The sequence below is a fragment of the Bartonella sp. CE47NXGY genome (assembly GCF_042195415.1).
Taxonomy (GTDB): domain Bacteria; phylum Pseudomonadota; class Alphaproteobacteria; order Rhizobiales; family Rhizobiaceae; genus Bartonella.
Window position 1 is genome coordinate 1 of sequence record NZ_JBHIOI010000009.1, and the last position, 24,196, is coordinate 24,196.

Sequence of the window (24,196 nt, forward strand, 5' to 3'; positions counted from 1 at the left end):
ACCGTCACCCACCGCTATGAAAAACAAAGCGGATACACCACAGAAATCACACTCGAGGCACCAAACAAGGGAAAAGAGGCAGGAGAAAAGGAAACCTCTGAGTGACAGAAAATCAAAGGGACAACTTGACCCTTTGATCGGTCGTGATGAGGAATAGGTGCAACTTGCACCAATTGCATGAGTACAGCAATAGGGTATTGTTTACCCAATTCCTAAAAGGAGCAATGGTGCAAACATTGCACAATTGCAGACTGAAGAGCAATTTGGTCAAGTTGACCGAATTCCTTAAACGCTTCTCTTATTTAATAATGTCCTGAATAATGTGCTTAGGATACAGAAAAATCATCAGTCAATTTATGCTAAAAGAGGTGAACACATCTTATATACGCTGCTTCTCAAATAATACGATTCCAACTCAATGATTGATCATCTCAAATTGCGATTTTGAGCAGAAAAGAAAAAGAGGCTTTAAATGATCTTTGAAAGGCCTTTGAAGACCCTTTGAGAACCCCTTAAAAACTCTTTGAAAAAAAATAAATTGGTACAAAACCTAGTGTCAAAATATACAAAACCTGCTGGCAAGCTACAGGCAAGCTATATACAAAAACCGCTGGCAAGCTACACTATAACTCCATACAAGAACGAATAAATACAAAATTCAATGGAGCGGGCGATGGGATTCGAACCCACGACCCCAACCTTGGCAAGGTTGTGCTCTACCCCTGAGCTACACCCGCTTACCGATTCGGTATATGTCTTGTCTGTATGGCGTAGGCTTCTACGAATTGCAACAAAAAAATATCATTTTAGTTTGATTTATTTTGTCCATGTTTAAATAAAATGAAATAAAGATTGATTTTAGAAAATTCTTCAGTAATAGATTATTCCTTTTTTAATTTTTGCATGGAGAGGGGTGGAATATAATGTTGAAGAGAATAAATATATTAGGGATTATCATTGCAACTGTTTTTATGATGAACAGTGTTGCAAAGGCCGATGACCAAGTTAAACACGTTAAAGTTGCAATAACGCAAATTATGGTCCATCCTGCTGCGGATGCTGTTCGTAAAGGTGTGGAAGATGTGCTTGCAGCAAATGGTTATAAGCAAGGTGAAAATTTTCAACTTACCTTTTTATCAGCGCAGGGTAATATTTCAACAGCAACGCAAATTGCGCGTAAATTTGTTGGTGATAAACCCGATGTTATTGTAGCAATTACCACGCCTTCAGCACAAACGATGCTTGCGGCAACAAAAACAATTCCTATCGTCTTTGCAGCAATTTCTGATCCTATCGGAGCTAAAATCGTTTCTTCACTTACCAAACCTGGCGGTAATATGACGGGGAGTTCTGATCGTATAGATGTTGCAGAAAGTGTTAGACTTTTACAAGAAGTAAAACCAGATTTGAAAAAAATTGGTTATCTTTATAATGCTTCTGAGGCAAATTCTGTTTCGACACTTAAAACGTTAAAGGATGTAGCAAAAAAAGCTGGAATTGAAATTATTCCCTCATCGGCACCAAAGCCTTCAGATGTTCAGGCAGCAACACGCGCTTTAATCGGTAAGGTCGATATTATTTTTGTTCCTGCTGATAATACGATTTTATCTGTTTTAGAAGGTGCAATAAAGGTCTCAGAGGAAGCCAATATGCCTGTATTTACTGTTGATGCTAATACTATCGGGCGTGGGCCTTTTATGACGCAAGGTGTGAATTTCTATGATGTAGGGGTTGATGCTGGGAAATTGGTTGTGCGTATTCTAAAGGGTGAAAAGCCTGGTGATATTGATGTTGTGCAGGCGGCTAATAATGACATTCGAATTGATTTGAAAGCAGCCCAAAAAGCAGGGATTGTTATTCCGCAGGCAGTTATTGACCGTGCAACAAAAGTGATTCAATAACTTTTATTGATAGAGTGTTGATACAATAAAAATACGTTAAGTTTTCATGGGGATTGTCTTTACATGAATATATTTGCGTTTTCTGGTGCTGTGGAATTAGGCCTTATTTATGCGTTTGTTGCTATAGGGGTTTATCTTTCATTTCGGGTTTTAGATTTTCCTGATTTAACAGTTGATGGATCGTTTCTTCTTGGTTCCTGTGTCTGTGGTGTTTTGATTCTCTTGGGTTTCAATGCATGGACAGCTATGGCATGCGCTTTTTGTGCAGGTATGGTGGCTGGTTTATTAACAGCTCTATTGAATTTGCGTTTTGGCATTTTGAATCTTTTAGCTTCTATTTTAACAATGTCAGCACTCTATACGGTTAATCTTCGTATTATGGGAATTATGGGAGGGTCTAATGTTAATTTAGCACTTGCTGATACGGCGTTAACCCCCTTTTATAATCTGTTTGGTTTGTCTGATATTTTTGTGCGTCCTCTTTTCGTTGGTATTGTGTTGCTCGTTATGGCGTTTTTGATTTGGCGCTTTTTGGAAAGTGAAATTGGTCTTGCTATGCGTGCAATGGGCGCTAATCCACGCATGGCGACGGCGCAAGGTGTCCATACATCAGCATTGATATATTTTGGAATGGGGCTTTCCAATGCGTGTGTGGCACTTGGTGGTTCTCTTTATATTCAAACTGCGATTGCAACAGATATTACCGGTGGAATTGGAACAATTGTTTTTGGATTGGCAGCCGTGATTATCGGTGAAACTCTCTTTCGTACGCGCAATATTTTTTGGATTATAATCAGCTGTATTGTAGGGTCTGTGCTTTATCGTGTGGCGGTGCAATTTGCATTTGAAGCAAATGGCATTGGCATTGATACGTCGACAGATCTTCAGTTGATTACTTCGCTGTTGGTTGTTTTAACCCTTATTGTGCCACGCTATTGGAGGAGGCATAAACGTGATTGAGTTTTTTCATGTTGGGGTCACATTTAAACCGCAAACACCTTTGGAAAAACAGGCTTTAATTGATATTAACCTGAAAATTGATCAGGGTAGTTTTGTTACGGTTATTGGTTCAAATGGTGCTGGTAAATCAACTTTGCTCAGTGTTTTAGCGGGTGCTACGCTTCCTTCAACAGGGAAAGTGGTTATCAATGGGCAAAATGTTTCTAGGCAATCAGTCAGTGAACGCGCTGGAAAGATTGCTTGTGTTTTTCAAGATTCGTTAGAGGGAAGTTGTGGTTCTTTAACAATTGAAGAAAATTTGGCTCTTGCTGCTCTTCGAGGAAGTCGTCGTGGTTTGCGTGCGGCTTTAAATCATGAGAAACGGCAATTTTTTCGAGAGAAAATTGCTCAATTAGGCATTGGTCTTGAAGCATATATTCATAATCCTATGGATAGTTTATCAGGTGGGCAACGCCAAGCAGTTTGTCTTGTGATGGCAACATTAGCACATGCGGATGTTTTATTGCTTGATGAACATACCTCAGCGCTTGATCCTGGAATGGCTGATTTTGTGATGCGGTTGACTGAAAAAATCGTTGAAGAGAAAAAATTAACGACTATCATGGTGACTCATTCTATGCGTCAGGCTCTTGATTATGGCGATCGTACCTTGATGTTGCATGGTGGAAAAGTGATTTTGGATGTCTGTCATGAAGAGCGTAAGGGCTTGGATGTCAATGATTTAATTGGCATGTTTCAGAAAGTTCGCGGGGAAGTTCTTGATGATGATGAACTGTTAATGGATTAATAGTGTGGCTCAGAAAAAAGCACATGAAGTTGATCAGTTTCTAATGCGTTTTTCACGTGCTTTTCCTATTGTTCTCATTTATGGGCCAGATCGTGGTCTTATTTGTGAGCGTGCACAATGTTTTGCAAAACTTACACGGGTAGCAATAGAAGATCCATTTTCGACAATTCGTTTGGATGCTGCTGAAATTGATAAAGATCCTGCACGTTTAGAAAATGAAGCGCGTACGTTATCGCTTTTTGGGGGAGATCGTTTGATATGGATCTCTAATGCTGCTAACCAAAAAGGTTTTCTTGCTGCCTTAAAACTTTTAATTGAGAAACCACCAGAAGCTTGTTTTATTCTCATTGAGGCAGGGGATTTAAAAAAAGGAACAGGGTTGCGCAATGCTGTTGAAACAGCATCAAAAGCGATGGCTTTACCCTGTTTTGCCGATGATATGCGGTCTCTTGACGGTTTGATTGATGAGGTTTTAGGACAGTTTAAGAAGACTCTTTCTTTAGATGCACGTAGATGGTTGCATGAATGTTTAGGGGCGGATCGCCTTGTATCACGAGGTGAATTAGAAAAGCTTTGTCTTTACGCTGCAAATGTTCATATTACTCTTGAAGATGTGAAAGCTGTTGTAAGCGATGTCAGTGCTCTTTCTCAAGATGAAGTCATTGATGCTCTTTTATTGGGCGATATATCAGGCTTTGAAGCGCATTTTAACCGACATGCAGCAGTGCAGGGGGCACTTTTTTTAATTTTGAGTACAGCTCAAAGGCATTTTCAGCAATTACAGCTATTGCGTTATCAGGTAGAGGTTGAAGGAAATTCACCTTTTACGGTGGTTTCTCAGGCACGCCCTCCCATTTTTTTTCAACGGAAAAAGATCGTTGAACAAGCTTTAAAATATTGGAAGTTAGAACAAATTTCTTATGCAATGGAAAGAATTCAGAGTGCTGTTTTAGACAGTCGTAAAAATCCACTTTTGGGCGAAGCTATCATTCGTCAAGTTTTGTTAGGGCTTACAATTATTGCACGACGCCAGATGGCAGCTTAACAGCCTAGAAATATAATGATTTTTTATTTTTGGTATACCACAGAGGTATTTTCAGTAATTAAAACTGTTATGCTATCAAGTAGAGGTTGATGGAACTTGTATTTTTGAGGATGCATTTTAGGAGCTTGAAAGCTTGATAGAAATTTTTCTTCAAAAGAAATAGTTTATTTTCAAAAGGCCATTTTGAAACAGTTTTATTATTTTGTTGTATCGTAAAATACTGTTTTTAGGGTAGTGATACGAGGCCCATATCAAATTTTATATGTTCGATGTTTTTTTGTGTGGGTATTTGGTGAATATTAGGTTGGTTCATAGAGTCTTAATGGAGTAACACCCCCATGTAAAACAGAGTATCTCAAACAACAGAAGACACTTGTATGGTAGATTCATACGCTTTCTTAGAAATATTTTTCAATGCGCGTCATATCTATTTCGCGGCGGTGTTTATGAATGGTGTAGAAGTAAAGTTCCTTGTGAAGAATATAAAACCCATAGAGCAACTCTATCTTTATGCTTAATAAAAGCGCAAGTCGACACTCATTATATACTTTGCTAGCCTCTAATGTTACTACAGTTTTTAGCATTAGAGAGCGTTTTTCATCATTTTTTCTCACATGTCTTCTTGTGACGTGTAGCCAAGAGATTTTAATTGATAAGAGGGTTTGTGATGGAAGAATTTTACAGTATTCGAAGTTATGATTCAAATTGAAAAAAAGTATTATTTTTATAAATCAATGTATTATAGATTAATTGAATCATTTACAATAGTGAGCCAGAGGAATCTTTTAGACAAGAAAATGAATTGTTTGCAGATCGGTATGAATTAAGAATCTTCATGGGATGAGAAGAAAGTCAAAATAGATTATGATGAAAACCACAGCACCTATGGGGAAACTTTTATGTTTGATACAGAGATGATTATCTTAGCAATGAATGTGTCTCATAAACAGAGCTAGTCATTGTTTATTATTAATAATTTATTATTTTTCATATTAAATCAATCAGAACAATGTCTTTTGCACGTCATAAGTGGGGGGCGTGTAGATAAAAACTGTACAAGAAAGCACTAAAAATGCCTCTTATGAATGCTCTCAAATTCCAAGGTTTTTTGCAACATTGGGGGTAGGAAAATATAATGATAGTGTTTTATTTAAGTGTGAAGAGGGTCGTGCTTAATAGATTTATAGTTATAACATTTACGAACACTGTCGTGAGATAGGCTAGGGAGCGAGATGTCTTTTAAAACAAACCCATGAATTTGTAATCCAAATTTATTCTGTTGAGGGCGTTCTGTTTTACGTGAGGGGTGTGATTCCATTAAAGGGATATTCGGTGTTTTTTTTATCAAACTTTTTCTTTATTGAGAGGGCGTGTTTTTCTCATATTTATTTGATTTACGGTATCCGGAATCGGGAGAGGAAAATGTTTTTAATGGTATCTTTTGGTATGCGTTGTTTTACGGTGTTTTCAATATTCGCGAAACTTATGTTGATGTTGTAGGTGGAGGCGCAATACGTTTTATATAGGTCTAATGTACAAATTAATGAACGTATCGGGATAATTGGAGAAGAGTTAGTATCTGCTTACGCTTTTGATGTGTTTTTTTGTGAGTAAATTAGTAAGATAAAGTAAACTGATGGGATTTTATGTAGAGTCGTTGTTATCCTAATTGAGAGTGCATTTTATTTTGTTTCGGTGATGCGCTTTGATCAGTAATTAAGAGGGAGTTTTAGAGCGTGATGTTAGATTTCTCGTCATTTATTTTTTATGTGTTTTCTAGGTAAAGTGATCTGTTGTCAGCTTGCGCAGGTGATAATTGGTAAACTGCGTTATTCTTTATTCCCTAGTTGTCATTTTTTAATGTTTTACGCATAACTCTTGAACAAACAAACAAGAAAATTGTGATTTTACAATTAGTCTTTATTGCCATTTGCAAAGAATCTTTGAAGGTGAAAGATGCTCCATACTCAGTTTGAAAAAATAGCACTCATTGGGATCGGTCTGATTGGGTCTTCTTTAGCAAGAGTGATTAAAAAGAAAAATCTTGCGGCTCAGATTTCTATTGCAACACGTCGTCCAGAAACCCTGAAAAGAGCGCGAGAATTGGAGCTTGGGGACTTTTATACGACAGATAATGCAAAAGCTGTTGAAGGAGCAGATTTGGTTATTCTTTCTGTTCCTGTTGGGGCTAGTGCAGAAGTGGCAAAAACCATTCGTGATCATTTAAAACTTGGAGCGATTGTGAGTGATGTTGGTTCTACGAAAGCGTTGGTTATTGCGGAAATGGCACCTTTATTGCCAAAAACGGTTCATTTTATTCCAGGGCATCCAATTGCTGGAACGGAATATTCAGGACCGGATGCTGGTTTTGCTGATTTATTTATGAATCGTTGGTGTATTTTAACGCCTTTTGCGGATAGCGATGCTGCTGCTGTCGCACAATTAACAGCGTTTTGGGAAGCTTGTGGTGCGCGTGTCGAAAAGATGGAACCTAAGCATCATGATCTTGTTTTGGCTATTGTTTCACATTTACCCCATTTGATTGCGTATAATACTGTTGGGACAGCGAGTGATTTAGAAAAAGTAACAAATTCGGAAGTGATTGCTTATTCCGCTTCCGGTTTTCGTGATTTTACGCGTTTAGCATCTTCTGATCCCGTTATGTGGCGAGATATTTGTTTGCATAATAAGGATGCTATTTTAGAAATGTTGAGCCGTTTTAGTGAGGGGCTTGCTTTTTTAGAACGGGCAATTCATTTAGGAGATGGTGAGACACTGTTTAACTTTTTTACACGTACGCGTGCTGTACGCCGCAATATTATTGATGCTGGACAGGAAATTGATGCTCCTGATTTTGGGCGTCAGAATGTTTCTAAAAAAGGGTGAGTAAAAACAAGAGGTTTTTGTTTTGGTATAAAGTCGGGCTTGACCGTATTGATTATTGACCGTTATATTGCAACATTGCAAAATGTTTATTTGCAGAGTTTTGATGATTTTTATAAAACTTGAAATAGACTGAGGAAGAGTTTTACCAGAAAGTATTGAGTTTTGTTAAAAAATATCTTTTGGTATAGCTATCGTATTTTGTGTGACGCAGTAAGTCATTATTGGCGTGATAATGGGAGTGCTTTTGCAAGCCATGTTGCGCTATCGGGGCTTTTAGCATTTTTCCCTTTTTTTATTTTTGGAACATCTTTTGCTCGTTTTCTAGGTGCTTTTACTTATACACCGCAAAAAATTAAAGCACTGGTGCAGTTATTGCCTGATGTTATTGCAGAGCCTTTATCTCAGGAAATTGTTAATGTTTTAACCATTCATCGAGGAGGTGTGTTGACGCTTTCTGTCATTGGAGCGGCTTATTTTGCTTCTAATGGGATAGAGGCTTTGCGTACGGCTTTAAATAAAGCTTACCGTGTTACTGATCGACGGAGTTTGTTATTTTGTCGTTTTCAAAGTCTGTTTTTTGTAATCCTTGGAGCTGTTGGTCTTGTTGTGATTAGTTTTTTATTGATTCTGGCGCCTTTGTTGATCAAAATTATGCAAAATCATTCTTTTTTTATGACTGAATATATTGCTGTTATTCGTGTATGGCGTTATACAGTTGCAATCGTTATTTTGTTTATCAGTCTTTTGATTGTTCATAAATGGCTTCCAGCAGGGCGGCGGAAAATTATAGATATTTTACCAGGAATAGTGGTGACAATGTTTATATGGTTTATGGCTTCTATCGCTTTTGCGCAATATTTAACGATGTTTGATTATATTTCTACCTATGCAGGGTTGGCATCTATTATGGTTGCTATTATTTTTCTGTACATATTGAGTGCAATTTTTATTTTGGGAGGAGAAATAAACGCGGCGATAATGTTTTATCGCAAGGATTTGCAACATTCAGATAAATGAAAGAGCTTATTATTGCTTGAAAGCCAAGGTATGATTATCCCAATAAAGCCTGCTATCACTTTGTTGATTGATGCAGATGCTTGTCCTGTAAAAGATGAAGTTTATCGTGTGATGAATCGTTATCAGCTTAAGACATTTGTTGTGGCAAATCGTTCTTTGTCCCTTCCAGATGAAGCACTCATTGAAAGAGTGGTCGTTGCTGGTGAATTCAATGGTGCTGATGATTGGATCGTAGAACATGTGCATGAGGCAAGTATCGTTATTACCAGTGATATTCCTTTAGCAGCGCGGGTTGTGCAAGCTGGGGGTTTTTGTCTTTCGCCAACGGGGCGTATTTTTGATGTAAATTCAATTGGTCAGGCTTTGGCGATGCGCAATTTGATGGAAGATTTGCGTGGACAGGGCAGTATAATAGGTGGTCCCCGTCCTTTTTCTCGTAAAGACCGTTCTGCTTTTTTGTCAGCACTGGATCTTGTTATACAACGTTTAAAAAGACGCGGTTATTAAAGTTATAGGGCTTCTTTAATGACTGCTTTTATAAGTGCTTTGGCATCGTCATTGGCCCATGGAGCTGCACCATTGAAGGAAGCAATGAGATATCCCTCTTTATCAATGAGCAATGTAATGGGGAGTCCTAAAGCGAGCCCCTGTTTTCTAACATTGTTGAAAATATCCATTGTTTCATCGCGATAGTAAAGCAAATTATCTGAATGAATATTCTGTAAAAATTGCTGAATTTTTTCAGGAGAAGCAGTTTTATCGATATTTATAGCTATGACATCAAAGTTTTCTCCACCTAATTCACGTTTTAATTGCGCAAGTTCAGGCATTTCTGTGCGGCAAGGTGCACACCAAATAGCCCATAGATTGACCAGCATTGGTTTTCCGATAAATTCGCTGAGTGTGTGCTCTTTTCCTAGAATATCCTTGAAAGAGAGTTTATTCATATCTGAGGGCGTATCAGCAAATCGTATGTGGCTAAAAAAGCCTTTTGCTGCTTTTCGTATCGCCATCATTTTTTCTGCTCGTGCTTTATCAGTATTTATTTCTTGTGCTTGTGCTGCTGAAATGAAATTGAAAAGAAAAAACTCTCTTTTGGTATCGTAGTTTATGGTTGCGTATAAACTCAATGCAATGATAAAGAATGCAAGGGAAAGTTGCCTTTTTTTATTGTTTTTTTTGCTGATGAAAATTTGAAAAATCATAATTTTGTCCTTTGGATGGGTGTTTTCAGAATATGACAGATGAGAAGTTAAAGAACCAAATGTGGGGTGGTCGGTTTGCGGCAGGCCCTGCTGCAATTATGGAAGAAATTAATGCTTCTATTGATTTTGATCAAAAACTTTATCGACAAGATATTGAAGGTTCTCTTTCTCATGCAGCTATGTTAGCGCAAACGAAAATCATTTCACAATCAGATTATGAAAAAATTGTTCATGGTTTGAAACTTATTCGCCAAGAAATTGAAGACGGTAAATTTGTTTTTTCACGAAAGCTTGAAGATATTCATATGAATATTGAAGCGCGGCTGAGCGAATTGATAGGTCCTGTAGCTGGGCGTTTGCATACGGCGCGTTCACGCAATGATCAAGTTGCTGTTGATTTTCGCTTGTGGGTACGTGAAGCAACGCAAAAGATAGCACAAGCTTTAAAAGGATTGATAGAGCAATTACTTATTCGCGCAGAACAACATGTTGATACCTTTATGCCAGGCTTTACGCATTTACAATTGGCTCAACCCGTAACATTGAGTCATTATATGATGGCTTATGTTGAAATGTTTGGTCGAGATTTATCGCGGATGCGTGATGCTCTTGAGCGAATGAATGAATCGCCTTTAGGGGCGGCTGCTTTAGCGGGGACAGGCTTTCCAATTGACCGTTTTATGACAGCAAAAGCGCTAGGCTTTCGCGAACCTACACGCAATTCAATTGATAGTGTTTCAGATCGTGACTTTGCATTGGAATTTTTAAGCGCTGGCGCTCTTTGTGCAACACATCTTTCACGTTTAGCAGAAGAAATAATTCTTTGGTCAAGTGAACAGTTTTGTTTTATTCATTTATCAGATGCTTTTTCAACAGGGTCTTCCATTATGCCACAAAAGAGAAATCCTGATGCGGCAGAGTTAGTACGAGCGAAAGCAGGTCGATTGAATGGTGCACTTATGGGATTGTTAACGGTGATGAAAGGATTACCGCTTGCTTATTCAAAGGATATGCAAGAAGATAAGGAATATGTGTTTGATGGGGCTTTGAGTTTGGAATTATCACTAGCAGCAATGACAGGGATGATTGCTGATTTGAAAGTGAATAAAAAAGCCATGAAACAAGCAGCGGATTTAGGGTATGCAACAGCTACAGATTTTGCGGATTGGCTTGTACGCAATTTAGGGATTCCTTTTCGCGAAGCACATCACATCACAGGGTGTGCTGTGGCATTGGCAGAAAAAAAACAGTGTCGCCTTCATGATTTATCATTAGATGAACTTCAAGCAATTTGTCCTGATATCAATGCGACACTTTTTGATGTTTTGACCGTTGAAAAATCTGTTGAAAGTCGTAAAAGCTTTGGGGGAACAGCGCCTTCAGAGGTTCTTCGGCAAATTGCGTATTGGAAAAAGCGTCTCGTGAGCGCTTGAGTGATTGTATTTTAAAGGTAACAAAGAGATCGAGATGAGGAAAGAGGACAGATGAAAATTATATTAAAGGGGTTGATAATTGTCCTTTTTGGGGGCTTGGGTATCGTTGGGTGTGGGCGTAAAGGGTCATTAGAGTTACCTCCTTCAACAGGAGTGAATTCTTCACAAGGAACTTTTGTTTCTCAAGGTAAAACAGATAAACCTTTTATTCTTGATCGGTTAATACAATAGGAATTTTTATGCGTTTTTTTTCTTATCATCAGGGTGTGCTTCACGCTGAAGGTCTTTCTCTTTTGGAACTTGCGCGAGAAGTTGAAACACCTTTTTATTGTTATTCAGCTAGCGCAATCGTTGCACATTTTAAAGATTATCAGAATGCATTTCATGATATGCCGAGTTTAATTGCTTATGCGGTTAAAGCGAATTCCAATCAAGCAGTTTTACAACTTTTAGCTAACAATGGAGCGGGAGCTGATGTGGTCTCAGAAGGGGAATTACGGCGTGCACTTGCTGTTGGTATTCCTGCGCAGAATATTGTTTATTCTGGTGTTGGTAAAACAGTGAGAGAAATAGATTTTGCTCTTGCACAAGATATTTATTGTTTTAACGTTGAATCAGAGCCAGAACTTGAACAATTATCGGCGCGGGCTGCTGCGCTTTCAAAAACGGCTCGTATTTCTTTACGCATTAATCCTGATGTGGATGCTAAGACTCACAAGAAAATTACAACAGGTAAGTCTGAGAATAAATTTGGTATTCCACTGTCTTTGGCGGGTGATGTATATAAAAAAGCAGCTCAATTGCCTGGTCTTCATGTGTGTGGTGTTGATCTCCATATTGGCAGTCAAATTTGTGATTTAAAACCGTTTGAAGATGCATTTGTTATTGTTGCAGATTTTGTGCGTCAATTATGGAATAATGGTTATGCGATAACCCATATCGATATTGGGGGCGGGCTTGGTATTCCTTATGGTTATGAGAAGCATCCAGTACCTTCTCCTTTTGAGTATGCAGCACTGGTAAAGAAACATATTGCGCCTTTAGGGATCAATATTATCCTAGAACCTGGGCGTAGTATTGTTGGTGAAGCCGGTGTGTTGGTGACATCGGTTGTGTATTTTAAAAAGGGGGAAGGACGAAATTTTGTTATTGTTGATGCGGCGATGAATGATTTCATGCGTCCAACGCTTTATGATGCGTGGCAAAATGTAATGCCAGTGAAAAAAACACCAATAGATGCCCCTCTGATTAATGCTGATATTGTCGGTCCTATTTGTGAAACTGGTGATTATTTAGGTTTGGAACGTTCTTTACCAGTGTTAAAAGCGGGTGATGTTTTGATGTTAACAGGAGCAGGGGCTTATGGCGCAGTGATGGCAAGCACTTATAATAGTCGACTTTTGGTGCCGGAAGTTCTGGTTCAGGATACGCGTTATGCAGTCATTCGTCCACGCCTTGATTATGCACAATTGATAGGCTGTGATCATATTCCAGATTGGATTGAGCCCAAATTAGATTGAGCATTATTAAATATTTTGGGTCTTATTTTTACTAAACTTTGATGAAACAATTTATTTTCTAGAAATTGTTTTGTATGGGGTTTATGATCTTAATGCACCACGATAAAAGGGGATAAATGCTTGTTTATGAAAAATAAAAACATCAAAGGTTTTGCAATGAAGCTTTTGTGTGTGCGCATTTTGATGTGGGGGATCCTTTCATTTGAACGGATGTGGGTACGGTTGTTGCCATTTTTCCTCGTTCTTAGTCTCTTTTGTTCGTTTAGCTGGTTGGGACTTTTTGGTATTTTGGGCTATTGGTCACATTTGCTCTTACTTGGGGTTATACTTATTTGTGCTGGGGCGAGTTTATTTTTTCTTATTCGTTTTCGGTTTCCCACAATGCGGGAAGTAAATTGCCGCCTTGAACGCGTCAATGATCTTAGACACCAGCCTTTGAATATTCAGACAGATCGTTTATGTTCTGAAAATGATGAAGATTTTAGTGCTGTTATTTGGCGTGAACATCAACGCCGAATGGCAAAGCAATTATACTATTTAAAAACTGGATTTATCTCTCTTAATAGTGCGGATTATGATCCTTTGGCTTTGAGGGCTTTGTGTGCTCTTCTTTTTGTGTGCGCTTTTAGTTTTTCTTTTGGTTCACAAGGGGGGCGTTTGGCTGATGCCTTTGATTTTCGTCCTGTCGTTGATGAAAAACTCATGCGGATTGATGCTTGGGTAACACCACCTGCTTATACCGGTGTGGCACCGATTTATTTGACAAAAGATGAGAAAACACAACTAGAAATCCCTGAAGGGAGTAATGTTGTTGTGCGTGTTGTCAATGGGGCTGGCATTACAGTAAAAGCAAAGTCTGTAGAAGATGGGAGGGAAGTTTCGTTTTCAGAGAAAACGGAACAAACAGCTTTGAATGATCCAATTGTTCATTTTGAAACACATTTAAAGCATCCAATAAATTTATTTGTATCATCACGTCGTAAAAAACAGCAATGGCATTTGCAGATAATTAAGGACACGCTTCCAACAATTCATTGGTTGGAAAAACCAGGGAGGATTTTAACGGGATCATTGGAGTTACGATATGTGGTGGATGATGATTATGGTGTGACAAAGGCTTTTGTTGAAATAGAGCCTTTTCTTCCTCAGAATAAAAGTGCTTCTTCTCTTTATAATGCTCCGGAAATAGAACTTCTTCTTCCGCGTGGTGGAAAGGGGAAAATGCGAATGGTGCAGGATATATCAGCGCATCCATGGGCAGGTTCGCAAGTCAAAATTACTTTGGTGGCAGAAGATGGTGCGGGGCAGAAAGGGCGTAGCAAAACTTTTGTTATGATATTACCACAGCGTGTTTTTTCGAATCCTGTTGCACGCGCAGTGGTTGAATTGCGTCGTCTATTAGCTCTTGATGCTTCTGTGAAAGAGCGTGTATTGGATATGCTTTCTGCTTTGCTTGTGCGTCCAGAAAAGGGGTTGCAAAATGCATCGCATTTTATTGTTCTACAAAGTGCGTGGACAAGACTTTCTTTAGCACAAACAGACGAGCATTTGCGCGATGTGGTGGATTATTTATGGCAAATTGCTTTGGGTATTGAAGATAATCAGCTTGAATCCGTGCAAAAAAAGTTAAAACAAGCACAAGCTGCTTTACGTGATGCATTGCGTTACGGTGCTTCAGCGGCAGAAATTGAACGGCTTATGGCAGATTTACGTCAAGCTATGGATGAGTATATTCGTGCTTTGGCTGAAAAAGCACCGGATAGTCAAGTTTCTAAAAATTCTAAAAGCTCAAAAAGTCCTAATCTTTCTGAATCTACATTACAAGAAAAGCTAAATTTAATTGAGGAAATGGCTAAAACGGGCTCTTCTTTAGCAGCTGAACAACTCTTGGCGGAAGTTGAACAGACGCTTGATCATTTGCATGTGCAAAAAGGCAATCAAAATGAGGGAGAAAAAAGCCAATCTGCACAAATGAAAGAAAAGATGGACCAGCTTGGAGATTTAATGCGTCGTCAGCAAGAAATTCTCAATGAAACACATCAGTTAGAGATGGAACAAAAACGCGGAGAAAATGTACCGGAAACACAAAAAAAATCTTTAAAAAAACGTCAAGCTGAATTGCAATCTGAATTATCAACATTAGAAAAAGAATTATCAGAACAAGGATTTGAAACAGGGGGGGCGTTGAAAAGGGCAGAAGAAAAAATGAATTCTGCGGAAAATGCTCTTGATAATGGAAATCATCAGGTATCTATACAAAATCAGTCTGATGCTTTGGAATCTTTGAGGCAAGGTGCACAAAATGTTTTGAAAAAAATGCGCGAAACACTTAAAGAAACGGGAGATGATCAAAATGCTGATTTTGGTCCTAAAGATCCGTTAGGACGTCCACTTTCTTCAACAACAGATGAAGAACAAGAAGGCGAGGCACTACCACAAGAAAGTGATCAAATGCGTACGCGGCAGATTTTGGATGAAATTCGCAAACGTCTTGGTAAAGAGCATCTTTCAGAAGAAGAAAAAAACTATCTTGAAAGATTGCTTCATTTTAATTAACCAGTGTTGGCTTTTTTCTTAATTGATGTCAAAAACAGTATATGAAGAACCTCTATGGGGTTTATCTCCAAAAAAATGATTAAAGTGCTTGTAAGGCAATAATCATCCTGTTGTACTGATTTTTTAATCATTTAAGTTTAAAATATGCAATATTGAAATGTTCGCTATTGCGGAAAAAAAGCAGAAGTCCATATAGGTTTGGTATATGAAAATCTGTAATGTTTGAAATTTGTTTCTACATGGTATGTTGAGTTGGATATCGTTACGCTGAAAGATTTTTATGCTTCTGCACTTGGACTGCGTGTGCAAAAAACGCTGTGTGACCAATTGAATTTATGGTGGCCTGATCTTACGGATAAACGGATTATGGGATTGGGTTATGCACTTCCTTATCTTTCTACATTGCGTGAACGTGCCCAACAATGTTTTGCTTTTATGCCAGCTTCTCAGGGTGTTTCGCCTTGGCCTTGTTCTGAGCAAGTTGCTACAGCGCTTGTTTTTGAAGAAGATTTGCCGCTTCCGGATGCGTCAGTTGACTGTATTTTATTGGTACATGCATTAGAATATACAGAAAATTCATTTGAAACGTTGAATGAAATATGGCGTGTTTTAGCACCCAATGGCCACTTGATCGTTATTGTACCTAATCGCTCTGGCTTTTGGGCGCGCAATATTACTACGCCCTTTGGTTATGGCGAACCCTATAGTCGGCAACAAATTACTCGTTTGTTCGAAAAAACAAATTTTGTTTCTGGGCCAATACAAGAAATTGTACATTATATGCCCTCTACGGGGTATTTTTCGCGGTTGTTCTCATTTTTTTACGAGCCATTTGCTCGCTATCTTTTGCCTTATTTTGGTGGACTCTTAATGTGTCAGGCACAAAAACGTGTTTATCAGGGTTTGCTCGTACAGCGTCGTCAGTCGCGACGTATTTTTATTCCTGCTTTATCACCACAGACAAGAAATATTTTAATTTATAAAAATAATTAATCATTTTGTCATTGTCATAAGAATCGCAAATATAGAGGCATTCTCTTATTTCAATTTTTTGCATTTACAATTAAAAAATATTCTTTTGTACATTAATATGTGGAATTGGTATGTGAATAAAAATCTCAAGTATCTATATACCAAACCATATTTCATGAATAGTGGAAACATTTTAAAAGAAAAAAATGCTGGTATCTTCGTAAACGTAAAAATAGCAGAGTCCAAGAGATCTTACATAATATGGTTTATGGTGGTTAAAAACTGTACAAGGAAGGATTACAATGCTTCTTATAAACCATCTCAAGTATCAAGGGCTCCTCTGCAACATCGAGATCTAACATAAGTGTGATGGTGCTGGCTTGTTCTTTTATAAGCGTAAAGATGGTGATGCCCAGTGGCTTTATCGTTAGGATAAACATTTAGCGTTATATCATGAATTATATAACCTCTTAAGAGGAGATAAAGTCATAAAGAATGGAGGAAAACTATAAAGATAAAAAACATCTCTCAAGTTAGGTTAGTGAATGTGAGATAAAGCAGTGCGTGGAGCGGTTTTTCTGAAAAAAATAATCATAAATAGCACTCATCTAAAGATGATAGTTATGATCAAGAATGTTGCTAAAAGATATCACGATTATTTATATGCGAAACATATTAAAAACTTTAGAAAGAACAAAAGCATGTGAAACAGAAGTTACAAAGTATATCGTGAGGGTTGAAAGCATTTTTGTTTTTGGTTCTCATGTTGGAATATTTCGTTTTTTATTCATAATGTTATATATTTTGTCATAAGAGTAAGTTCTATGTAATAGCATTCGAATTATATGCGAAGGTTTTTTCATCTCGTTTCTGTTTTCATTTAGAATATTAAAATTATTTTTGAAACAGAAAATCTCGAATTAAAGATTTAAACGGTAACCATTTTGATCTGTTATGAGAATTTGCGCATTGGAGGGATCGTTTTCGATTTTTTGTCGCAAACGATAGATATGGGTTTCTAAAGTATGGGTGATAATATTTTCATTATATCCCCAAACTTGTTCTAACAATGTTTCACGGCTGACAATTTTATCATTGGCATGATAGAGACATTTAAGGATCGCTGCTTCTTTTTCTGTGAGACAGATTTTATTGTTGCATTGATCAAGAAGAAGTTTTTGTCTTAGTTTAAAAGTATAGGGACCAATATGAAAGGTTGCGTCTTCATTTTGTTCATATTGGCGCAACTGTGCTCGAATTCTCGCTAATAACACCGCAAAGCGAAAGGGTTTTGTTACATAATCATTGGCGCCTGTTTCAAGATCTAAAATATTATCACAGTCTGTATCATAATTTATTATCATGATAATGGGGGCACGAAATCCTTGGGTGCGTAATTGTTTAACGGCTTTGTAGCCATCAAGATCAGGAAGTTGAAATCCCAAAATAGTGAGATCAATATTTTCTTCTTGGATTATTCTCATTCCCGCTTCTGCTGTTTTTGCTTGGAAAATTTTAAACTCTTGATGCATTTGCAATTGTTCTACTAAAATAGGGCGTAGATCATCGTCTTCAACGATTAAAAGAGTATAGTGGTTCATGTTTTTCCTTATAGGCATGTTGATGCACTGATTGATATAGTTTCATGAAAAATAAGATTTCATGCAAGAAAAATTAAAAGAGGAAAATTAAAAAAGAGCGCTTCTAAAAAATAAACTTTTATAATTTCTAATGGTTGCTTGCTGAAAAGACGGTATTCCGTCTGCAGGGTATTTTACGTATTGGTTGGAAGCGTTTTTTTATGTTCTAGAACGTGTTTTAGCTATTGAGTGTCATCATCTTTACGCTTTATGGAGAAACAAGGTGTGGCACTATCATTCACTTTGCCAGCTCGTGGGTGTTGCGGACAGTCCTTGGCACTTGAGACGATTCATAGGAGGAATTTTTAGTCCTTTCTTTCACGGTTTTTTCCATATGGGACTTTCTCCGTTTAGAATGTGCAAGCAAATAGCCTTTGATTGATTCAATATAAACAGGTTGGGAATGAGAGAATCCTGCGGTATGAGGCGCACTCGTCCAACATGCAAAACAATGAACACGCAATATGATGCGTTTTTTAAGCGTGAAGAGAATTGTGCAACACCTAGCACATATGCACTGTTTAGGAGAATTTCACGATCATTTTTATTGTTTTTTATCCACGTTCAGTTTTGTTTTTTTGTTGCATTTGTGTGTGAAGGGGCTGTGTGTTATGTTCGTGGTGTTGCTTATTATAATTGTTGAGCAAGCTTTGCCTTTAGCAATGCCGAAAAGATGCATCATAAAGAGGTTTTTTGTGTAATTTGGAAGGAGACTGTATTGAGAAAGAGTGCAGGATAAAAAATGACAAAAAAAATATCATATTTATGCATTTAGCATGAGAATACCTCAACAGAAGGAGGTGTTGTGCTTATTCTTCTGCGCTATGAAGCATCTTTTTATATGAGTTAATGAATAAAAATTATTGTTTTAAGATAAAAGCATTTCCCTCTTAAGGTTGCCCATCAAACAGACTTCTTTCCATTCATCTTCTGTCACGGGTTGCACTGATAAGCGGCTGGCTTTGACCAGCACCATATTTGCTAGTTTGGGATTAGCTTTAATTTGTTTTAATGAAACAGGTGTTGGCATGTCACAAAGTGCACGGATGTCCACACATTCCCAGCGTGGATCAGAGCTTGTAGAATCAGGGTGTGCTTCAGCACATATTTCTACAATTCCTACAATTTCTAAACCTTTATTTGAATGATAAAAAAAACCTTTATCACCATATTTCATAGTGCGCATATTATTACGAGCTTGATAATTGCGTACACCATCCCATTGTTCGCCATCAGCTCCTTTTTTCTTTTGCATCTCCCATGACCATTTATGGGGTTCAGATTTAAAAAGCCAATAAGCCATGAGTTCTCCTTTTTCATAGACTGTTATGTATTTATCATACGGATTTTTATAAGTATTTTCGTAATATCCTTAACGATAATTTTAAAAATGGGGTAAAGAATTTCTTATTTCAAAATAACTTGTATATAGAAAAATGCGCTCCATTGATATTTTATGTTGTATAAAGGTATTTTGCTTATCTTGTAGCAGAAAAATATATCAGTGTATCGAAGTAATAGACTTAAAATTGCTCAGCCATGTGGAAGCTTAATCATCTTTTCAGCTGCTGTTTGAAATGTAGTTACTATAGGATCATTGGAGCATTGCGTTGGAGAGAATTTAGCAAGAAAATTGGTTCTAAAAAGCTTTAAAATTACAATGACAATGAAACGAATAAATGGTCAAAGATGATGAGGTCAACGAATGGCATTCATATCTATGCTTTGTGGGATAGAGTGCGTCTTATTATGCTGTAAAATACCGTCATTTGAAGTGTAATGATATAAGGCAGTTTTTTGAAACATGAAGTTTTTAAGAATGTGTGGTGAATATTTAGGTTTACGTATCGATCTTTGGGTTAAGTGAATTGTGTGAGTGGGAAGCAGGTGGAATCTGCTCGATAGAGAATTCGGACTATCTATAGACCGGATTGAGTAGAAATCTTCGTTCTTTAAGATGTGTGTAGGACGTCAATTTTATTATGCTTTTGTTCCACGGCGACCCATCCCAATCAAGGGGGGGGCTTTTTCATCTAATGGCCAGCGTGAGCGAGGGGCAATATCAAGAGGGCTTGTTTCTCCTCGTGCAAGCTTTTGTGCACCGGCAAAAGCAATCATTGCAGCATTATCGGTACACAAGGAAAGAGGAGGGGCTATAAATTCAAAGCCATGTTGATGGGCAAGTTCTTGTAATGTAGAGCGAATGGCTTGGTTTGCGGCAACACCGCCTGCGACAACCAAAGCAGGAGAACGCTTTTCTTGATCATGAGAGAGAGGATATTGGTGGGCAAAGTGTTGTAGAGCGAGGTGAACGCGATCACGTACTGTATCGGTTACGGCGGCTTGAAAACTTGCGGCAATGTCAGCAATATCATTTTCTGTAAGAGGAGCTATGGCTGTTGCGGCTTGTCGAACAGCAGTTTTGAGTCCTGAAAAAGAAAAATCTAATCGTTTTTCACCTTTTAAAGGACGTGGAAGAGGGATGCGATTTTTATCACCAAATAAAGCTGCTTTTTCAAGTGCTGGTCCACCAGGATAAGGAAGACCTAAAAGTTTTGCTGTTTTATCAAAGGCTTCTCCTAATGCATCATCAATAGTGGTTCCTAAACGTTGGTAGTTGCCTACTCCATGAACAATGATTGTTTGTGTATGACCCCCTGAAACTAAAAGTAATAAATAAGGAAAGCTGACGTTGTGCGTTAACACAGCTGTTAAAGCATGTCCCTCTAAGTGATTTACCGCAATAAATGGTTTGCCAGTGGCAAGAGAGAGTGCTTTTGCGCTCATAACGCCTACCAATAATCCTCCTATCAAACCAGGTCCACTGGTGGCTGCAATGCCATCAATATCTTTTAATTTTGTGTTTGCTTCTGTTAGTGCTTGCAGAATTAAATGATCAAGAACTTCAACATGGGCACGAGCAGCAATTTCAGGAACAACACCGCCGTAAGGTGCATGGTGATCAATTTGACTCCAAACAACATTGGAAAGAATTTGGCTGTTTGATTCATTGTTATATTCAATGACAGCTGCTGCCGTTTCATCACAACTTGTTTCTATTCCCAGCAGACGCATTTTAAACAAAACCTTATATTGAAGCTTCTTTCCTGCGTGCGTACCATGAACAGAAAAAGATGCAAAGTATTTCTCTTAGAATTGTTTTTTCTATGAAAAATATGTGTTTTGGCATTTTCTTTGAATTTTATGATATCGTTGATTAAAAAATAAAGCTGTATTTTCGAGTATAAAATGCAAATGTTTTTTAAAAACTTGTCTATTAAAGGCGATAATTGTAAATATTATTGAGAAAAGCTGCGTTTTTAAAACTTTTTTCATTTTATTATTTTATCATTAAAAAAAGTGTGCACGAAAAGTGACAGAGATGGTCGATTCTTCAAAACCAAAAGTTAAACCACATTATGCTGGTACGCGCCGTAAGAAACCAGTTATTGAACATGAAGCTGTTCCCCATGATTCAGAGGAAAAAATCCATAATTCTGTAGAATCTCAAGCGCGAGAAGAACAGAATATGCAAGGTCAGGATAAAAGTATCTCTAGTACAACTTGGCTTTTCTTGTCCCTTTCTGGGATTTTGGGGGGATTCATTGCTTTGGGAATTTTTATGGGGCTTCAATGGGCTGGTTTTTTTCCTTCTCCTTTTGTGGAAAATTCTGCTGGAGGAGAAAAAGCTTTGCAGATTGCTGAAGCCGCAAAAAGTCAAGGTGAAGACACAAAGGAACAATTGAGGCGGGTCTTTCAAGAAATTGATACGTTAAAAACAGAGCTTTCTTCTTTTTCATCACAACAGTTTAAAACAACGAAAAATGATGAACTATCGAAAGAAGAAAGCAAAAAAGCTTTTGCGATTTTAGAGGAAAAAGTAAAAGCTCTTGAAGAAATTGTACAAACTTTTGTTAGAAAGTCGAAAGAGATAGAGACGGCTTTGTCTGTTGGGCAGAGCAATGCAAATGATCTTGCTGCGTTAAAACAACAGTTAGAAGCACTACAGGAAGAAACTGCTGTTAAAAATAGTGAGAAAAAAGAAATAGATACCGCGCTCTTTACTGCAATTAGTTCATTAAAAAATGCTGTAGAGCGTGGTGGATCTTATAATAATGAATTAAAGCTGTTGCGGCAATTATCGCCTTCGATTAATGGACTTGATGTGTTGCAAAAAACAGCTACTGTGGGTCTTCCAAGTTCAGCACAACTTTCAGTTGATTTTGCTCATGTTGCTGATGCAATTGTTGGTACGCAAAATCTTGTTGCGTCAGATGCTGGTTTTTTTGACCGAATTTTAGCATGGATAAAAGGGCTTATTGTTTCGCGACCGATTGGAAATGTTGAAGGGACAACGCTGGGGGCTATTGCGGCACGCATGGAAGTTGCCATTCAAGCTGGTGATTACGAAAAGGCTTTGAGCGAATGGCAATCATTGCCCCAAAGTGCAAAAGATGTTTCAATGGATTTTGTTAAGCAGCTTGAAAGACATATTGCTATTCAACAGTTGTTGCAGCAATTGTTATTGTCTGTGCAACAAGGATCTTTTAAAGCAACAAAGATGTAAATAGGCCCAAGATGATACGTGTTTTTATTTATATTTTTGTTGTTTGTATCCTCGGTTTAGCTTTCACGTGGGTTGCTAATCACAATGGTATTTTTGTTCTCACATTTTTGCATTTCAGATTTTCTGCTTCATTTCTTACAGTGTTAAGTGTGCTTATTTTATTTTTTGTAACGCTGGTGCTTTTATGGTGGTTATTGTCTTTCTTTTTTTCCATACCGAATGCTCTTTCCAATTATTTTTATAAACGCCATCAAAAGCGTGGTTACGAAGCTCTTTCAAAGGGGATTCTTGCAACTTTTGCTGGTGATAGTATGGTTGCGCAAAAAATGGAAGCACGTGTTGCTAAATATCTTGCAGGGAAACAAGAGCCATTGGTAAAACTCTTACAAGCGCAAACCTTGTCTTTACAAAATGACTCTGTTCGCGCCATCGGTCTTTATGAAGAGATGAGAAAGGAAGATCCGACAAAACTGGTTGGACTTTATGGTTTGTTTCGTGAAGCAATGAAGAGTAAAGCTTATGAGGCAGCGCAACAATATGCTGAAGAGGCACTGACTTTATCGCCAGCACTTTTATGGGCGCATCAGGCGGTGCTTGATCGGTTAAGTACTGAGGGTAAATGGGATAAGGCACTTACTATTTTTGAAAGAACGCAAAAAGCTCTCCCGCGTTCTATTCGCACGATTCCAGAGCGGCAGCATATACAGGTTTTACTACTAAGTGGGCAGGCACTTTCTTTGTTTGATACACATCCTGTACAAGCACGTGAAGCTATTTTGAAAGCCCATAAATTGGCGCCTGATTTTGTTCCAATAATAGTTATTGCTGCTGATATTCTTTATAAATTAAACGAAACGCGTAAAGCGGATAAAATGATTATAGCGGCTTGGCAAAAGGAGCCTCATCCTGACTTGGGAGCGCTTTATCTTGAAAGAGAAGAAGGAGCCATTGGGCGATTGAAAAGGGCTAAGACACTTGCTTCTTATAATAAAGATGCATTTGAGTCGGCTTTCCTTATTGCTAAAGCAGCTTTGGATGCTGGTGAAACAGCATTAGCAAGAGAGAAGGCACAAAAAGCATTACAATGTCATCCACGGGAAAGTGTTTATTTATTGTTGGCAGATATTGAAGAGGCACAGGGAAACAATCAAGGTGCTGTGCGTCAATGGCTTTCTTTAGCACTTCGTGCTGAACGTGATCCAGTGTGGATGTGTGATGGGGCCATTTTTTCTTCTTGGTCAGTGGTTTCTCCAATCAGTGGACGTTTGGGCTGTTTTGAATGGAAGGCACCTCCTTGTATGCCTTCTCTCACATTAGAGGCGGACAATATTGTGTCGAAAAGGCAAGACAAAGAGTATGTTATGGGAAAAAGTGATGATGTTGGAGATAAGAAGCTTGAAAAATTAACACCTATAGATGATTCTCTTTTGCATAATGTGCAGGTGGAGAAACAAGATATAAAAGAAAAAGATGTAAAAATGTTCAGTCAAACTCACTTAAATGTTGATGATCCAGGGGTTAAAACAGAAGAAGAAACATCTTTATCGAGGAAAAAATTTCGTTTATTTTAAATTGCACCAATGTGATAATACGAATGTTTTCTCAGAAGAAACAATTGACCTAGAAGAAAAAATATCGTTAGTCTTGTCCAATAAAATTATTCTCTTATGCTTTAAAAATAAAGTTTTGCTTGGTAGCAGAGGTGAT

At 37.9% G+C, this 24,196-nt stretch carries 18 protein-coding genes, 1 tRNA gene and 1 pseudogene; 15 read left to right on the top strand and 5 right to left on the bottom strand.

Annotated features, from left to right (window positions below; all coding sequences use genetic code 11):
• Positions 1–105: pseudogene (locus ACFIL3_RS04480) on the top strand (late control protein); the annotation flags it as partial.
• A 557-nt stretch (positions 106–662) separates the two neighbouring features.
• On the opposite strand, the gene ACFIL3_RS04485 reads toward ACFIL3_RS04480, so the two are convergent.
• Positions 663–737, bottom strand: a tRNA-Gly gene (locus tag ACFIL3_RS04485).
• A 186-nt stretch (positions 738–923) separates the two neighbouring features.
• Here ACFIL3_RS04485 and ACFIL3_RS04490 point away from each other — a divergent pair.
• The 7 genes from ACFIL3_RS04490 (at position 924) to ACFIL3_RS04520 (ending at position 9,103) form a co-directional block, all read left to right on the top strand.
• Complete coding sequence (locus ACFIL3_RS04490) at positions 924–1,901, top strand: ABC transporter substrate-binding protein (RefSeq protein WP_273790096.1); 978 nt, start codon at positions 924–926, stop codon at positions 1,899–1,901.
• Positions 1,902–1,964: 63 nt separating this feature from the next.
• A complete protein-coding gene (locus ACFIL3_RS04495; protein WP_375639923.1) occupies positions 1,965–2,861 on the top strand; it encodes an ABC transporter permease in 897 nt (298 codons plus the stop codon).
• Positions 2,854–3,648, top strand: coding sequence for an ABC transporter ATP-binding protein (locus ACFIL3_RS04500; RefSeq protein ID WP_375618340.1), 795 nt, complete (start codon positions 2,854–2,856; stop codon positions 3,646–3,648). Before ACFIL3_RS04495 ends, ACFIL3_RS04500 begins: the two co-directional genes overlap by 8 nt.
• A 4-nt stretch (positions 3,649–3,652) precedes the next feature.
• Positions 3,653–4,693 (top strand): DNA polymerase III subunit delta, encoded by a 1,041-nt coding sequence (gene holA / locus ACFIL3_RS04505; protein WP_375648870.1) that lies wholly within the window; start codon positions 3,653–3,655, stop codon positions 4,691–4,693.
• 1,956 nt (positions 4,694–6,649) lie between these two features.
• On the top strand, positions 6,650–7,579 hold the full coding sequence (locus ACFIL3_RS04510; RefSeq protein WP_375612737.1) for a prephenate/arogenate dehydrogenase family protein: 930 nt from the start codon (positions 6,650–6,652) through the stop codon (positions 7,577–7,579).
• Between the two features lie 162 nt (positions 7,580–7,741).
• The gene (locus ACFIL3_RS04515; RefSeq protein ID WP_375612736.1) at positions 7,742–8,596 is read left to right on the top strand and encodes a YihY/virulence factor BrkB family protein; all 855 of its coding nucleotides are present in this window, start codon (positions 7,742–7,744) and stop codon (positions 8,594–8,596) included.
• Positions 8,597–8,626: 30 nt separating this feature from the next.
• A complete protein-coding gene (locus ACFIL3_RS04520) occupies positions 8,627–9,103 on the top strand; it encodes a YaiI/YqxD family protein (protein ID WP_375612882.1) in 477 nt (158 codons plus the stop codon).
• Between the two features lie 2 nt (positions 9,104–9,105).
• Here the strand turns inward: ACFIL3_RS04520 and ACFIL3_RS04525 are convergent, their stop codons facing one another.
• Positions 9,106–9,801 carry a TlpA disulfide reductase family protein gene (locus tag ACFIL3_RS04525; RefSeq protein ID WP_375612735.1) on the bottom strand — a complete coding sequence of 232 codons (696 nt, stop codon included), beginning with the start codon at positions 9,799–9,801 and terminating at the stop codon, positions 9,106–9,108.
• Between the two features lie 32 nt (positions 9,802–9,833).
• Between ACFIL3_RS04525 and argH the strand changes: the two genes are divergently transcribed.
• The 5 genes from argH (at position 9,834) to ACFIL3_RS04550 (ending at position 16,303) form a co-directional block, all read left to right on the top strand.
• Positions 9,834–11,234 carry an argininosuccinate lyase gene (gene argH, locus ACFIL3_RS04530; protein WP_375612734.1) on the top strand — a complete coding sequence of 467 codons (1,401 nt, stop codon included), beginning with the start codon at positions 9,834–9,836 and terminating at the stop codon, positions 11,232–11,234.
• Between the two features lie 51 nt (positions 11,235–11,285).
• A complete protein-coding gene (locus ACFIL3_RS04535) occupies positions 11,286–11,465 on the top strand; it encodes an LPS translocon maturation chaperone LptM (protein WP_375622099.1) in 180 nt (59 codons plus the stop codon).
• 8 nt (positions 11,466–11,473) lie between these two features.
• The gene (lysA, locus tag ACFIL3_RS04540) at positions 11,474–12,754 is read left to right on the top strand and encodes a diaminopimelate decarboxylase (RefSeq protein WP_375628585.1); all 1,281 of its coding nucleotides are present in this window, start codon (positions 11,474–11,476) and stop codon (positions 12,752–12,754) included.
• A gap of 126 nt (positions 12,755–12,880) precedes the next feature.
• Positions 12,881–15,310: a TIGR02302 family protein gene (locus ACFIL3_RS04545; protein ID WP_375681875.1), complete on the top strand. Its 2,430-nt coding sequence runs from the start codon at positions 12,881–12,883 to the stop codon at positions 15,308–15,310.
• A gap of 222 nt (positions 15,311–15,532) precedes the next feature.
• Positions 15,533–16,303 carry a class I SAM-dependent methyltransferase gene (locus ACFIL3_RS04550; RefSeq protein ID WP_375612219.1) on the top strand — a complete coding sequence of 257 codons (771 nt, stop codon included), beginning with the start codon at positions 15,533–15,535 and terminating at the stop codon, positions 16,301–16,303.
• Between the two features lie 899 nt (positions 16,304–17,202).
• On the opposite strand, the gene ACFIL3_RS04555 is transcribed toward ACFIL3_RS04550, so the two are convergent.
• The 3 genes from ACFIL3_RS04555 to tsaD form a co-directional block, all read right to left on the bottom strand.
• Entirely contained in the window at positions 17,203–17,883 is a 681-nt protein-coding gene (locus ACFIL3_RS04555) for a response regulator transcription factor (RefSeq protein ID WP_375612220.1), read from the bottom strand.
• Between the two features lie 907 nt (positions 17,884–18,790).
• Entirely contained in the window at positions 18,791–19,225 is a 435-nt protein-coding gene (locus ACFIL3_RS04560; RefSeq protein ID WP_375612221.1) for an EVE domain-containing protein, read from the bottom strand.
• A gap of 677 nt (positions 19,226–19,902) precedes the next feature.
• Complete coding sequence (gene tsaD, locus ACFIL3_RS04565; RefSeq protein ID WP_375668524.1) at positions 19,903–20,997, bottom strand: tRNA (adenosine(37)-N6)-threonylcarbamoyltransferase complex transferase subunit TsaD; 1,095 nt, start codon at positions 20,995–20,997, stop codon at positions 19,903–19,905.
• A 307-nt stretch (positions 20,998–21,304) separates the two neighbouring features.
• Between tsaD and ACFIL3_RS04570 the strand changes: the two genes are divergently transcribed.
• Together ACFIL3_RS04570 and ACFIL3_RS04575 are read left to right on the top strand one after the other, a co-directional pair.
• Positions 21,305–22,489, top strand: coding sequence for a COG4223 family protein (locus tag ACFIL3_RS04570; RefSeq protein WP_375681876.1), 1,185 nt, complete (start codon positions 21,305–21,307; stop codon positions 22,487–22,489).
• A gap of 11 nt (positions 22,490–22,500) precedes the next feature.
• Positions 22,501–24,060, top strand: coding sequence for a heme biosynthesis protein HemY (locus ACFIL3_RS04575; protein ID WP_375675181.1), 1,560 nt, complete (start codon positions 22,501–22,503; stop codon positions 24,058–24,060).
• Positions 24,061–24,196 lie beyond the last annotated feature (136 nt).

Bases quoted from the DNA above. Each gene is read 5' to 3' on its own strand.
- ACFIL3_RS04490 (WP_273790096.1), top strand. From the start codon at position 924: ATGTTGAAGAGAATAAATATATTAGGGATTATCATTGCAACTGTTTTT.
- ACFIL3_RS04495 (WP_375639923.1), top strand. From the start codon at position 1,965: ATGAATATATTTGCGTTTTCTGGTGCTGTGGAATTAGGCCTTATTTAT.
- ACFIL3_RS04510 (WP_375612737.1), top strand. From the start codon at position 6,650: ATGCTCCATACTCAGTTTGAAAAAATAGCACTCATTGGGATCGGTCTG.
- ACFIL3_RS04520 (WP_375612882.1), top strand. From the start codon at position 8,627: ATGATTATCCCAATAAAGCCTGCTATCACTTTGTTGATTGATGCAGAT.
- ACFIL3_RS04525 (WP_375612735.1), bottom strand. From the start codon at position 9,801: ATGATTTTTCAAATTTTCATCAGCAAAAAAAACAATAAAAAAAGGCAA.
- argH (WP_375612734.1), top strand. From the start codon at position 9,834: ATGACAGATGAGAAGTTAAAGAACCAAATGTGGGGTGGTCGGTTTGCG.
- ACFIL3_RS04535 (WP_375622099.1), top strand. From the start codon at position 11,286: ATGAAAATTATATTAAAGGGGTTGATAATTGTCCTTTTTGGGGGCTTG.
- lysA (WP_375628585.1), top strand. From the start codon at position 11,474: ATGCGTTTTTTTTCTTATCATCAGGGTGTGCTTCACGCTGAAGGTCTT.
- ACFIL3_RS04545 (WP_375681875.1), top strand. From the start codon at position 12,881: ATGAAAAATAAAAACATCAAAGGTTTTGCAATGAAGCTTTTGTGTGTG.
- ACFIL3_RS04555 (WP_375612220.1), bottom strand. From the start codon at position 17,883: ATGAACCACTATACTCTTTTAATCGTTGAAGACGATGATCTACGCCCT.
- ACFIL3_RS04560 (WP_375612221.1), bottom strand. From the start codon at position 19,225: ATGGCTTATTGGCTTTTTAAATCTGAACCCCATAAATGGTCATGGGAG.
- tsaD (WP_375668524.1), bottom strand. From the start codon at position 20,997: ATGCGTCTGCTGGGAATAGAAACAAGTTGTGATGAAACGGCAGCAGCT.
- ACFIL3_RS04570 (WP_375681876.1), top strand. From the start codon at position 21,305: ATGGTCGATTCTTCAAAACCAAAAGTTAAACCACATTATGCTGGTACG.
- ACFIL3_RS04575 (WP_375675181.1), top strand. From the start codon at position 22,501: ATGATACGTGTTTTTATTTATATTTTTGTTGTTTGTATCCTCGGTTTA.